This is a genomic window from Streptomyces sp. NBC_00012 (assembly GCF_045040875.1).
Taxonomy (GTDB): domain Bacteria; phylum Actinomycetota; class Actinomycetes; order Streptomycetales; family Streptomycetaceae; genus Streptomyces.
In genome coordinates this window covers 72668-85179 of sequence record NZ_CP108310.1, presented here as the reverse complement: position 1 = coordinate 85179, position 12512 = coordinate 72668, and the positions used below count along the sequence as shown (strand labels likewise).

Annotated in this window: 10 protein-coding genes and 3 pseudogenes; 10 read left to right on the top strand and 3 right to left on the bottom strand. The window is 67.4% G+C overall.

Annotated elements, in window-relative coordinates; genetic code table 11:
• The first annotated feature begins 229 nt into the window (after positions 1-229).
• Together OHA19_RS39310 and OHA19_RS39305 are read left to right on the top strand one after the other, a co-directional pair.
• Positions 230-1538: pseudogene (locus OHA19_RS39310) on the top strand (IS256 family transposase).
• A gap of 194 nt (positions 1539-1732) precedes the next feature.
• On the top strand, positions 1733-2749 hold the full coding sequence (locus OHA19_RS39305; RefSeq protein WP_331750589.1) for a DNA-directed RNA polymerase subunit alpha: 1017 nt from the start codon (positions 1733-1735) through the stop codon (positions 2747-2749).
• Positions 2750-2903: 154 nt separating this feature from the next.
• Here the strand turns inward: OHA19_RS39305 and OHA19_RS39300 are convergent, their stop codons facing one another.
• On the bottom strand, positions 2904-3191 hold the full coding sequence (locus OHA19_RS39300; RefSeq protein ID WP_331750590.1) for a hypothetical protein: 288 nt from the start codon (positions 3189-3191) through the stop codon (positions 2904-2906).
• Between the two features lie 422 nt (positions 3192-3613).
• On the opposite strand from OHA19_RS39300, the gene OHA19_RS39295 reads away from it, so the two are divergent.
• The 3 genes from OHA19_RS39295 to OHA19_RS39285 all read left to right on the top strand — a co-directional run bounded on the left by OHA19_RS39295 (position 3614) and on the right by OHA19_RS39285 (position 5401).
• Positions 3614-4465 (top strand): IS5 family transposase, encoded by an 852-nt coding sequence (locus OHA19_RS39295; RefSeq protein ID WP_331754059.1) that lies wholly within the window; start codon positions 3614-3616, stop codon positions 4463-4465.
• A gap of 311 nt (positions 4466-4776) precedes the next feature.
• On the top strand, positions 4777-5001 hold the full coding sequence (locus tag OHA19_RS39290; RefSeq protein WP_331750799.1) for a hypothetical protein: 225 nt from the start codon (positions 4777-4779) through the stop codon (positions 4999-5001).
• 250 nt (positions 5002-5251) lie between these two features.
• A complete protein-coding gene (locus tag OHA19_RS39285) occupies positions 5252-5401 on the top strand; it encodes a hypothetical protein (RefSeq protein ID WP_331750632.1) in 150 nt (49 codons plus the stop codon).
• A gap of 414 nt (positions 5402-5815) precedes the next feature.
• Here the strand turns inward: OHA19_RS39285 and OHA19_RS39280 are convergent.
• Positions 5816-6534 (bottom strand): annotated as a pseudogene (locus tag OHA19_RS39280) (IS6 family transposase).
• 210 nt (positions 6535-6744) lie between these two features.
• Here OHA19_RS39280 and OHA19_RS39275 point away from each other — a divergent pair.
• Entirely contained in the window at positions 6745-7119 is a 375-nt protein-coding gene (locus OHA19_RS39275; RefSeq protein ID WP_331750631.1) for a hypothetical protein, read from the top strand.
• Between the two features lie 610 nt (positions 7120-7729).
• Positions 7730-8448: pseudogene (locus tag OHA19_RS39270) on the top strand (IS6 family transposase).
• A 168-nt stretch (positions 8449-8616) separates the two neighbouring features.
• Here the strand turns inward: OHA19_RS39270 and OHA19_RS39265 are convergent.
• The gene (locus tag OHA19_RS39265; RefSeq protein WP_331750603.1) at positions 8617-9336 is read right to left on the bottom strand and encodes an IS6 family transposase; all 720 of its coding nucleotides are present in this window, start codon (positions 9334-9336) and stop codon (positions 8617-8619) included.
• Between the two features lie 236 nt (positions 9337-9572).
• Between OHA19_RS39265 and OHA19_RS39260 the strand changes: the two genes are divergently transcribed.
• The 3 genes from OHA19_RS39260 (at position 9573) to OHA19_RS39250 (ending at position 12361) form a co-directional block, all read left to right on the top strand.
• Complete coding sequence (locus OHA19_RS39260) at positions 9573-9755, top strand: hypothetical protein (RefSeq protein ID WP_331750619.1); 183 nt, start codon at positions 9573-9575, stop codon at positions 9753-9755.
• A 373-nt stretch (positions 9756-10128) separates the two neighbouring features.
• Positions 10129-10671 (top strand): hypothetical protein, encoded by a 543-nt coding sequence (locus OHA19_RS39255; RefSeq protein WP_331754056.1) that lies wholly within the window; start codon positions 10129-10131, stop codon positions 10669-10671.
• 130 nt (positions 10672-10801) lie between these two features.
• Complete coding sequence (locus tag OHA19_RS39250) at positions 10802-12361, top strand: RICIN domain-containing protein (protein WP_331750618.1); 1560 nt, start codon at positions 10802-10804, stop codon at positions 12359-12361.
• Positions 12362-12512: the final 151 nt, after the last annotated feature.

The following is a 12512-nucleotide window of genomic DNA, read 5'->3' as shown; positions in this document are numbered from 1 at the left end:
AGCAGGCTGGTCGCCGGTGGATCGCACGGACCCTCCCGCCTGGCGCCACCAGCCGGTACGAACCGAACGCCTCCGTTTACAACGGAGGCTCCCCGGAGCCACCTCCCGCCGACCGCCACCGGGACAGCAAATCATGAGCAGCACGCGTATCGGGGTGTTCGTTGCCGAGGAGTCGCGTAGTGGGACTGTAAATCGTTCGGTGTAACTCCCGATCATGGAGGATGCATCGATGACCAGTGAGAACGTGGCCGAGGCCCAGATAAGCGAGGCGGTAGAGCCGCAGCCGGCGAGGGTGGTGGATGACCGGCTGATCGACGAGCTGGTCTCCCGAGCTCAGGCCGAGGGACTGCAGCTGACCGGCGAGGGCGGACTGCTCCAGCAGCTGACGAAGCGGCTGCTGGAGTCCGCCCTGGAGGGCGAGATCACCGACCATCTCGGCTATGACAAGCACGATCCGGCCGGGAAGAACGGCGGGAACCTCCCGCAACGGCACCCGGACGAAGACCGTGCTGACGGACGTCGGTCCGGTGGAGATATCCGTCCCTCGCGACCGGGACGGGGCGTTCGAGCCGAAGATCGTCAAGAAGCGGCAGAAGCGCCTGTCCGGGGTGGACGAGATGGTCATCTCCCTGTCGGCGAAGGGCCTGACCACGGGCGAGGTCCAGGCCCACCTCGCGGAGGTCTATGGCGCCGACGTCTCCCGCCAGACGATCTCCACGATCACCGACAAGGTCCTCGAGGGCATGGCCGAATGGCAGAACCGCCCGCTCGACCCGGTCTGTCCGGTCGTGTTCATCGACGCCATCCACGTGAAGATCCGCGACGGCGCCGTCGCCAACAGGCCGATCTACGTGGCCCTGGCCGTCACCGTCGAGGGCCGGCGCGAGATCCTCGGCTTGTGGGCCGGGGACGGCGGCGAGGGCGCCAAGCACTGGATGCACATCCTCACCGAGATCAAGAACCGCGGCGTCAACGACGTCCTCATGCTCGTCTGCGACGGGCTGAAGGGCCTGCCCGACGCGGTCGAGACCGTCTGGCCGAGGACGATCGTGCAGACCTGCGTGGTCCACCTGCTGCGGAACTCCTTCCGATATGCCGCCCGCCAGGACTGGGACAAGATCGCCAGGGCTCTCAAGCCGGTCTGTACGGCGCCGACCGAGGAGGCCGCGCTCGAACGATTCGCCGAGCTCGCCGACACGTGGGGCAGGAAGTATCCGGCGATCGTCAGACTCTGGGAGAACGCCTGGGAGGAGTTCACCCCGTTCCTCCGATTCGACACCGAGATCCGCCGCATCGTCTGCACGACCAACGCGATCGAATCGGTGAATGCCCGGATCCGGCGGGCGGTCAAGGCCCGCGGCCACTTCCCCAACGAGCAGGCCGCCCTGAAATGCGTCTACATGGCGATCATGTCCCTCGACCCCACCGGCAAGGGGCAAACCCGCTGGACCCTGCGCTGGAAGACCGCGCTGAACGCCTTCGACATCACCTTCGACCGCCGCTCTCCGCACCCCGTCAGTAACCCCAAACACCCCTGATACACCGTTCGATTGACAGACCCCATCCCGAGGGCATCCAGGTCCGCACTCACTCCTGTGCGCCGTTCCATCCTGCGGAAATCTGTGCTTTGCCCCGAGCCGGGTGGTGCGGCCTCTTGTGAGGTCGTATTGCCGATAACGTGCGGTGTCTACGGCGTCAAATAGCGGGCGCCGAAATATGGAGGCAGCACCCTATGCTGATTGCTCAGCGTCCCGCGTTGACCGAAGAGGTTGTCGATGCGTTCCGCTCGCGGTTCGTGATCGAGCCGCTGGAGCCGGGCTTCGGTTACACCCTCGGCAACTCTCTGCGCCGTACGCTCCTCTCCTCGATCCCCGGCGCTGCTGTCACCAGCATCCGGATCGACGGTGTCCTGCACGAGTTCACCACCGTGCCGGGCGTCAAGGAGGACGTCACCGACCTCATCCTCAACATCAAGCAGCTGGTCGTCTCCTCGGAGCACGACGAGCCGGTCGTGATGTACCTGCGCAAGCAGGGTCCCGGCCTGGTCACCGCTGCTGACATCGCCCCGCCGGCCGGTGTCGAGGTCCACAACCCGGACCTGGTCCTGGCCACGCTGAACGGCAAGGGCAAGCTGGAGATGGAGCTGACCGTCGAGCGCGGTCGCGGCTACGTCTCCGCCGTCCAGAACAAGCAGGCGGGCCAGGAGATCGGCCGTATCCCGGTCGACTCCATCTACTCGCCGGTGCTCAAGGTCACGTACAAGGTCGAGGCGACCCGTGTCGAGCAGCGCACCGACTTCGACAAGCTGATCGTCGACGTCGAGACCAAGCAGGCCATGCGCCCGCGTGACGCCATGGCTTCGGCCGGCAAGACCCTGGTCGAGCTGTTCGGGCTTGCCCGCGAACTCAACATCGACGCCGAGGGCATCGACATGGGCCCGTCCCCGACAGACGCCGCCCTCGCCTCTGACCTCGCGCTGCCGATCGAGGAGCTGGAGCTCACGGTCCGTTCGTACAACTGCCTCAAGCGCGAGGGCATCCACTCCGTGGGTGAGCTCGTGGGCCGCTCGGAGGCCGACCTGCTCGACATCCGCAACTTCGGTGCGAAGTCGATCGACGAGGTCAAGGCGAAACTGGCCGGCATGGGCCTGACTTTCAAGGACAGCCCGCCCGGATTCGACCCGACGGCCGCCGCGTTCGGCGCCGGCGACGACGCCGACGCCGGGTTCGTCGAGACCGAGCAGTATTGACAGGGCGATTCACGAGGTTCGGCGCTGGCGCCCGTCCGCGCCGGAAGCGCGCCACCGCTTGGGCATCCGCCCCTTCCCCGCTGGGAACCTCCACGGCCAGGCAACTAACGACTCCCGTCCGTCGACTCCCGTCCGTGCAGCGCCGCTCCGCTCCTCAGTACCGGAGTGCCTGGTTGAGTTCGTCGATGGTGGCGGCCCGCAGTTCCGGCGTGTACGCGGCGGTCACCTCGTCCGGGGTGACGCCGAGCCCGCGGGCGAGCTGCCCGGTCTGCGCGGGGGTGAGCCCGCCGGTCAGCGCGATCGACGCCCACACGAGGAAGAAGCGGCGCCGCGGGACGGTGACACCGTCCAGCTCGTCGACCGCGTCGAGGTCCCAGCCCATCAGCCGGGCGTGGTGAAGCAGCCACCGGTAGAACTCACTGTCTCCCGCACTGATCCGCATGAATTTCTCCCTGGTCGCCGTGGTGCCCTCAGGCCGCGACTCCGCGGCCGCGGGCATGTGTTCAGCCTGCATGGCACGCTCGTGGCCGCGGGCGCGGCTTACGGATGTTTCCTGTTTCGTATTTCGCCGCAGCCCAGGCAATGAACGGAGTATGCCGCTGGCATACTCCGTTCGCTGGAAGTTGGTAGCTGTGCAGTGCCCGCGTGCGTAGCATCGGCGGTGTCGTCGTGAGACGCAGGAACGGGGCCGTCCCTGAAGGAACGGCCCCGCGGAGCGGTCGCCGGGCTACAGCGGGAGCCGACTGAGTAAGACCGACCGGCAGTAGGTGGTGGAGCACGGTCGCGATGAGGGGTGGCAGCAGAACGGGCACAGGCCCGCGTGATCATGGAGTTCTCTACGCTCTGTGACCGCGAAGGACGACTGTGCCCGCGCTGCCATCATGCCTGCTTGAACCCGCCTGGGACCAGTTCAGGGCCCTGCTGCCCGATCGGGCCGAGTTTGACCCCGACCATCCGCTCGGCTGCCATCGGTGGCGTATACCGGACCGCGTCGTGTTCGACCACGTCGTCCAAGCGCTGGTCCACGGCTCCGGATACGAGCGCATCTCCTCGCCCGGATGCTCCGACCGCACGATCCGACGCCGCGTCAAGCTGTGGGCTCAGATGGGGATCTCACAAGCGCTGCACCGGATCGCCCTGGAGGCGTACGACCGCATGATCGGCCTTGACCTCGATGAAATCTCGGTCGACGGCTGCATCACCAAGGCGCCGTGCGGCGGAGAGAAAGCGGGGCGCTCGCCTGTCGACCGGGGCAAGCAAGGACTGAAGCGCTCGGTCGCCTCCGACGCGTGCGGGGTTCCACTCGGGATCGTATCCGCCGGGGCGAACCGGCACGACTCGCCGCTGCTCGGCCCCACCCTGGCAGCGGCCAAAGAGCAGGCTGGTGCGATGCCGGAGGCTGTCAATGTTAACCTCGACCGCGGGTACGACAGCACCAAGTCACGTGTGTTGATCGGCGAGTTGGGATTCTCGGCCGAGATCGCCCGCAAAGGCGTGCCCGCCCCGATCCAGGCCGGCAAGCGCTGGGTGGTGGAGCGCACACACTCGTGGATGAACGACTACGGCAAGCTGCGGCGCTGCACCGAGAGGAGCGGCGATGTCGTGGACTTCTACCTCTACCTCGCCGCCGCACTCGTCACGCTCCGCATGCTCATTCGACGCTCGACGAGCCGCTACCGCTGGGACGGCCGCCCCACCACCCGACGCCTCAAATGATCCATTTGCCGGTGGGTCTAAGTCGAGCAGTAACTCGACTGCACTCAGGTAGAAGCTCCACGCCGCGTAGTCCGGCGCATCGTCCCACTTCATGATCTGCCTCCTTGGCAAGGCCGGGAGAGGCACTTCCTCCCTCCGGCCAGCTGGTCCGGAGAGAATCGAGCGAAGAGGGACACCGCGCGATCGCACTCTAAGCGCCGGGGCACGGCCACCCTCCGCCATGAACGAAAGTGCACGTTCGGTGCCTCTTCTTGACCGAGTACGAGGCCGCCGCGATGGCAGGCCCGGAGCGCCGGGAGCACGCTGGAGGCATGACCAGCGCGCCGATCACCGTGCACCAGCCCGCCGGCACGGGCGGCCGACGCGTCACCGCGCACACCCACGGCCACGACGAATTCCTCGGAACCGCCTACTCCGACCACGACCTCGTCGTCTTCCTCGAAGCGGCAGGCATTCACGACGCCGACACCGTGCTCGACGACCCCCGCTTCATCGAATGGCGCGGCGGCCACGCCCACGAGTGGAACGCCGACTGAGGGCCCACACTGATCTGTCCGGGCCCACTGCCACGAGGAGCCAGGAGCACAGCGACGTTCCACGACGGTGCTGGTGTCGCTGGAGCCTGCTGAGCCCCAGCATCTGGTCCCCGTCGCCGACCCGTACACCGACCTTGCGCTCTCGTCCAGCAGATCGCCCGCGAGGAACAACAGCGCCATGCCCTGACCGTCCTCTTCGACAGCTGGGGCGCAGCACCTTGGACCTCCTGGCCTCACCTGCCCCGCAGGTATGGAAACCGTGCAGGCCGCCGCCCTCTGGGACCGCGCGCGGGACGAGGCGGACACCTGCGTGCTCGACCTGATCGAGGAGATCCGCCGAGGCAGGCCCGGCGACGATGACGAGCGCACCACCGGCTACGCCTGGGTGCGCCCGCTGTAGCCGTTCAAGCGTGACGTCCAACTGTCACGGAATCGGCCAGGCAGCGGGTGATTGAGGGCCCAAGAAGGCGGTCGGTGTAGTCGGTGTCTGCTGGCGGCTGGATCGGCAGGCGGCAAAAAGCCGGGCCACCGTATGCGGCGGCTGGTGCCCGCAGAGGCCATCAGCACGGGACGTGCGGTCAAGGGCGATCGCCCATCACCCCGTCCATGGCGCTCCCCTCCGGGGGACTCTCGCCACCCCGTACAGCCAGCGTGGCTGCCCGCCCTGGTTTGCAGAGCGCGCCCTCAACGGCTGCCTTGGCTGCAGGCCAGCAGTGGCTGCTGGGGAGCTGCCGCCGGGGTGCTGTCACGTTGTTGAGGGAGTGAGTGCCTGATGGTGTGTCGGGTGTGGAGGGGGCGGGTTCCGGCTCCGTGCTCAGGCCGCGGCAGGCAGGCCGGCGACGCCGGTGATCTGGTCCCAGATGGCGAAGCGGGTGGTCATCTCGGCGCGGTAGTGGGTGGCGGTCATCAGGTGGCGGCGGGGCCGGAAGTGGGGTGAGATGCCGCTGAACGCGGCCAGGAACCGCTGGGCTCCGCCGACGCTGCGGAAGCCTTTCATGGCGCGTTCGCGCTGCCGGGTTGGCTGATGGCTGTTCTCGGCCCGGTTGTTGAGGCCCTTGTGGGAGCGGTGCTCGACCGAGGGCATCACCTCGCGGTGGGCCGCGCCGTAGGAGCGGAGTTTGTCGGTGACGATCACCCTCGGCACCGAGTAGGTCGTCTTCAGCAGGCGGCGGAAGAAGCGCCGGGCTGCGGCTTTGTCCCGCCGGTTCTGGACCAGGATGTCGAGCACGGTGCCGTCAGCGTCGACGGCCGCCACAGGTACTTCCGCTCTCCGTTAATTTTGATGAAGACCTCGTCCAGGTGCCACTTGTCGCCCAGCTGCACACGCCGGCGGCGCAGCGCGTTGGCATAGGACTGCCCGAACTTCGCACACCAGCGGCGGACGGTCTCATGGGACACGATGACACCGCGCTCGAGCATCAGCTCCTCGACCTCACGGAAGCTGAGCGGGAAGCGGAAGTACAGCCACACGCAGTGCGCGATGATCTCCACCGGGTACCGGTGCCCCTTGTACGACGGCGGCGTATTGCCCACGGACAACCCCCTCCACCATGATCAACCCGAAGATCATTTCACCCGATCAGCCAACGTGACAGTGCCGGCGCGCGGGCTCAATGACGGTGCTCAGCGGCCTCAAATGGGGGGCGAATGGCGCCAGTGCAGGACGGCTAAGCTCTAACTCGCAGCACGATCCCCTGTGTTCAAACTCCGGGGGTTACCTCGCACTATCCTTTGGGGGCTTTTTTGTCCATTTACCTCAAGCTGCGCGGTTCAACGCGTCGCCTCGGCCGTACTGCCGCCATCTCGGCGGCGGTTGCCACTGCCGTACTCGGCACTACTCTCGCCACCGCGCCCACGGCCTCGGCCCTGGACAGCAGTCACTGCACCACGAACATCACGAATCAGTGGCGAACCGTGGAAGACCTGGCGGGCGCCGCAGTCCGCAGCGGGCCCGGTCAGACGTACACCAAGCGCTACGGCCTCGATTTCGGTGGCCACTTCTGGGCCGTGTGCACGGCCAAGAGCTCCGCAGGGAACACGTGGTATTACGGCAAGGACGACATTTACGACCGCCATGGCTGGATCGTGGCCAGCAAGACCGGCAAGGGTTACTACTAGGCCACTAGCGGGCCGTAATCGACCTTGCGGGATTCGCTCTCGCGGCGGAACCGGAGTGCAGCTGAGAGAAGTGCACCGATAGTTAGTCGGGCCGTGCTTGCCGGCGGCAAGCACGGCCCGACACATATCGCAGGGGCACTGTCAGACGTCGCCCTCGTATTCGTTGCCCTCGGTCGGGTCTGGAAATCGAGCGAAGGCGGCACAGAAGGATCGGGACGTTCTTGCTGGTCATCGTATAGGCGATGGCCTTCTGCCAGCTGGCGTGTTCGGGGTCGTACATGGGCGTGATGGGCGCCTCGGTGCCACCGAGTTCACCGGGCCAACCGGCGGGCTCGGGCGTCTGTGTTGACCAGCAGCCGGGGATATGACTGCGCCCCAGACCAGTACGGTCCGGGGCGCAGTCATGCGGTGCGGCGCATCAGTCCGCTTGGCCTGCAGCCGCCCACCGCCCCCGTCCCCGGGGACTGGCAGCCCCTGCCCAACGCCGGGGCCACCACCCACACCACCGAACGCCTCCTCCGCGGCATGAGCTACAGCGACTGGGGGCACTGTCACGTTGGCTGATCGGGTGAAATGATCTTCGGGTTGATCATGGTGGAGGGGGTTGTCCGTGGGCAATACGCCGCCGTCGTACAAGGGGCACCGGTACCCGGTGGAGATCATCGCGCACTGCGTGTGGCTGTACTTCCGCTTCCCGCTCAGCTTCCGTGAGGTCGAGGAGCTGATGCTCGAGCGCGGTGTCATCGTGTCCCATGAGACCGTCCGCCGCTGGTGTGCGAAGTTCGGGCAGTCCTATGCCAACGCGCTGCGCCGCCGGCGTGTGCAGCTGGGCGACAAGTGGCACCTGGACGAGGTCTTCATCAAAATTAACGGAGAGCGGAAGTACCTGTGGCGGCCGTCGACGCTGACGGCACCGTGCTCGACATCCTGGTCCAGAACCGGCGGGACAAAGCCGCAGCCCGGCGCTTCTTCCGCCGCCTGCTGAAGACGACCTACTCGGTGCCGAGGGTGATCGTCACCGACAAACTCCGCTCCTACGGCGCGGCCCACCGCGAGGTGATGCCCTCGGTCGAGCACCGCTCCCACAAGGGCCTCAACAACCGGGCCGAGAACAGCCATCAGCCAACCCGGCAGCGCGAACGCGCCATGAAAGGCTTCCGCAGCGTCGGCGGAGCCCAGCGGTTCCTGGCCGCGTTCAGCGGCATCTCACCCCACTTCCGGCCCCGCCGCCACCTGATGACCGCCACCCACTACCGCGCCGAGATGACCACCCGCTTCGCCATCTGGGACCAGATCACCGGCGTCGCCGGCCTGCCTGCCGCGGCCTGAGCACGGAGCCGGAACCCGCCCCCTCCACACCCGACACACCATCAGGCACTCACTCCCTCAACAACGTGACAGCACCTCGTAGACGGCTGCAGGGCGTTGTCACGTTGTTGGGTGTGTGGGTGTCTGACTGTGCGTCGAGGTGTGGTGGGGCCGGGTGCCGGCCTGGGCTCAGGCCGCGGTAGGTCGGCCGGTGACGCCGGTGATCTGCTCCCAGGTGGTGAAGCGGATGGTCATTTCGGCTCGGTGTTCGGATGCGGTCATCAGGTGGCGTCGGGGCCGGAAGTGGGGTGAGATGCCGCTGAACGCGGACAGGAACCGCTGGGCCCCGCCCACGCTGCGGAAGCCCTTCATGGCCCGTTCGCGTTGCCTCGTCGGCTGGTGGCTGTTCTCGGCCCGGTTGTTCAATCCCTTGTGGGAGCGGTGCTCCACCGAGGGCATGACCTCGCGGTGGGCGGCGCCGTAGGAACGCAGCCTGTCGGTGACGACCACTCGCGGCACCCCGCCCGTCGTCGTCATCAGCCTGCGGAAGAAGCGCCTGGCCGCGGCCGTGTCCCGCCGGTTCTGCACCAGGATGTCCAGGACATTGCCGTCCTGGTCGACAGCCCGCCACAGATACTTCTGCTCACCGTTGATCTTGATGAAGACCTCGTCCAGATGCCACTTGTCCCCCGGCCGTGGCTGTCGGCGGCGCAGCGCGTTGGCGTACGCCTGCCCGAACTTCAGACACCAGCGGCGCACGGTCTCGTGGGACACGATGACACCGCGCTCGAGCATCAGCTCCTCGACTTCACGGAAACTGAGCGGGAACCGGAAGTACAGCCACACACAGTGCGCGATGATCTCGACCGGGTACCGGTGCCCCCTGTACGACGGCGACACGCTCCCCACGGACGATCCCCCTCCACCACGATCAACCCGAGGATCCTCCCACGCCACCCGCCAACGTGACAGCGCCCGGACGACAGCTGATCGCCTACGGCAGGCACGGACGGACCAGTCAGCCGCCCCTTCGCCTGTACACGACCGGCCGCATCAGGCGTTGGCTGCGGGGAGACGGAGAGTGACATCGCAACTGGCCGTACGTGGGGAATCCGGACTGGCCGCTGACACTGGAGCGAGTTCAGATGACCGACCTCAGGCGTCTGGTCGACGCCCCGGCCGCGTGGGCCCTGATCCACAAGCTCGCGGGGACGCTGGACAAGGCACTTCCCGGGATCTTCGCTGCTGACTACGCGGAGCGTCTGGATGCAGCACGGCGCCGCCTGAGGGAGACCATGGGCAGCTTCGCTGAAGAGCAAGACGGCTGAGTCAACCGTCCCATCCGTCAGAACGATTCCGTGAAAGCCATGTCCGTTGAGAACGCTGAGAGTCAGCGTTCTCAATCGACGTGACAGCCCACCAGGTCAGCGGCTCGCCATCTGACAGATGCACTTCGACGGGACATTGTGATTGCCAGGCTGGTGATGCGGGACTACCACGCGATGAAGTCCACCGCGTCCCGGGAGGCGGCGGTTCGAGCGGCTATCACCGCGCACGAGCTGCATCTCTTCTCTCCGAGCCGCGATGAGCTGGAGTGGGCGACCGGTGCCACGAACTGCGATGAGCATCTACTGGCGCTGTTGCTGATGCTGAAGTCGTACCGGCGCACGGGGGCCTGGCGCCGAGGACGTCCCGGACACGGTGGTGGACTTCGTCCGGCGGGCGGCGGAGCTGGCGGAGGGCACGCTGCCGGTGTACCGGGCGGAGCGGACCGCCAGGCACCATCGCGGCCTGGTCCACGAGCAGGCCGACGTGACGTACGGCCATGCCAAGGCCCGGCAGATCATCGAGCAGTCGGTGCGCGGGGAGGGCGCGGCGAAGAATCGCGGCGGACCTGATCAATATCGCGCTGCAGAAGGTGGTGAAGGCCGGACTGGAGCTGTCAGGATTCTCCACCGCAAAAACCCCCACCGATGCGCCCGCCTCGATCCGTACGGTCATGGGGGGGCGCACGGGCTTCCGTGCACTCAACAGCCGGCTCGCCAGCTCGGCTTCGCCTTCCATGCTCCGCCGGACACTCGCAGCTCAGCGGCGAATCTGGACGAGGGTGCTGCGGCGATTGAGGGGCACGCGGCCAGTCAGAGCAGACGCCGGGTGTGCACACAAAATCCCTGCCAGGTGTTCACACGAGCCTCACAACTGCTGGCTGTGATTCTGTGCGCCCTGGTGGCGACGCGGCGTTGAAGCGACGATGCGCTCACGGTTCAGGCCGCCGGTACCTGGCGGCGTCTCATGGGCCGGGCCGGGAGCCCTCGGCCTCCCCTCGCGCCAGGTCTGCCGTCGGTGGGCTTGGGCGCCCTCCGGAAGGACGTCCATGTTAGGCAGACCCACAGTCCTGCTCCGCCTGCTGGTGCCCGCGGTGCTCGCCGCCGGCGCCCTCGTGCCGCTCACGGCCGGCACAGCTTCCGCCGCGCAGCCGATATGCGTGAGCGGCACCCTGCAGTTCGACTACCAGTCCGCCGAGGGGGGCATCCCCAAGCCGACTCTGACCCGGGCCGCCCGCAACGCCTCGGTCGAGCTCTGGGGCCGGGAGCAGGCAACCGACACCGACCACAAGCTGAACACCGACACCCAGCTGACCGGTGCGGCCAACGGCTCGTTCAACCTCTGCTACACCCCGGTCAACACCACCGCCATGGACCACCTGTTCGTGCGGTTCGCCACCCGCAGCAACCAAGTGTGGCGGGTCGCCAACTCCACCGGCACGGTCTACACCCACGACACGCCGACACTATCGAACATATCGGCGAGCGTCGCTCTCGGCACCGTCAAACCGACCACCGCGACCCGGGCCTGGCACGCTTTCGACACCGTCAACTCGCTGTGGTCGCGCCGGGCCAACTCGACCACACCGTGCTGGACGACCGCCGAGACCAACGCCGCGACCTGCACCACACTGACGGTGCGCTGGCAGACCGGTTCCAACGACGGTCCCTACTACGACCTGTCGAACACCGTCCACCTGGCCGACGCCGACCCGGACTCGGAGCACACCGTGCTCCACGAAGCGGGCCACTTCTTCCATCAGCGGCTCTACAACGGCACCTGGCCCACCATCACCAACTGCAACCCGCACTACATCCAGCTGGTGTCGTCCGCGACCTGTGCCTGGACCGAGGGCTTCGCCGACTCGGCGGCCGCCTACCTCCTGGGCGACCAGCGCTACGTGTGGCCGGACGGCTCGTCCTACCCGTTCACCCCTGCCGCAGGCTGGCAGACCGGCGACCAGGTGCAGGGCAACGTGGACGGCGCGCTGCTCCAGCTGTGGAACCAGGTGGACGGCAGCTGGGACCGCACCATCACCACTCTGGCCTCGCACACGCCCGCGACCTTCGCCGACTGGTTCAAGAACGTCCGCCCGACGGCCGTGCCGCCGCTGTCCACCACCGGCTCGGCGCTGACCGCGCTGGACACGTATGCCATCAACTACGGCCCCACGGTCGTCGGTGACAACGCCTACCACGCGCTCAGCAACGGCGGTGGCGTCGCCCTCCAGCGGGGCACGGGCTGCAGCGTCGCCATCTCCGCGGTGGCCCAGTTCGCCGCCCTGGACACCTCCCGGGCATCCCAGCGCTGGAAGTTCGTCGCCAACGGCGACGGCACCGTGCGGATCTACGACAGCTGCACGGTCCCGCTCTACCTGACCGCACCGACCACCGCCGGCGGCCAGATCGCCCTCCAGGCCGTCAACCTCGGCGCCGCCAACCAGCGCTGGCAGGTGACACAGAACTCCGCAGGCACCTACACCCTGACCAACCCGGCCACCGGGTTCGTCCTCGACGGCAACGCGACCGCGGGCCAGGCGGTCACCGCCAACACCGCATCCGCCGGCTCGGCCAGCCAGAAGTGGGCGTCGGTCTTCTCCATCTCCTGACACGGCCACACCTCGGCCCTGTTGCCCGGCCCACAGGTACGGGCTTCAGAATCCTGACGGTTTCCTGCACTCGAGAAGCCCTCGCTCGGCCAGGACGATCGTGCGGTCGGCCGTGATCGCCCCGGCCGGGCGATCTCGCCTCGGTCGGGCA

What these genes read in the sequence shown, in the direction of transcription:
- OHA19_RS39305 (WP_331750589.1), top strand. Translation starts at nt 1,733, where the DNA reads ATGCTGATTGCTCAGCGTCCCGCGTTGACCGAAGAGGTTGTCGATGCG.
- OHA19_RS39250 (WP_331750618.1), top strand. Translation starts at nt 10,802, where the DNA reads ATGTTAGGCAGACCCACAGTCCTGCTCCGCCTGCTGGTGCCCGCGGTG.
- OHA19_RS39300 (WP_331750590.1), bottom strand. Translation starts at nt 3,191, where the DNA reads ATGCGGATCAGTGCGGGAGACAGTGAGTTCTACCGGTGGCTGCTTCAC.
- OHA19_RS39290 (WP_331750799.1), top strand. Translation starts at nt 4,777, where the DNA reads ATGACCAGCGCGCCGATCACCGTGCACCAGCCCGCCGGCACGGGCGGC.
- OHA19_RS39285 (WP_331750632.1), top strand. Translation starts at nt 5,252, where the DNA reads ATGGAAACCGTGCAGGCCGCCGCCCTCTGGGACCGCGCGCGGGACGAG.
- OHA19_RS39260 (WP_331750619.1), top strand. Translation starts at nt 9,573, where the DNA reads ATGACCGACCTCAGGCGTCTGGTCGACGCCCCGGCCGCGTGGGCCCTG.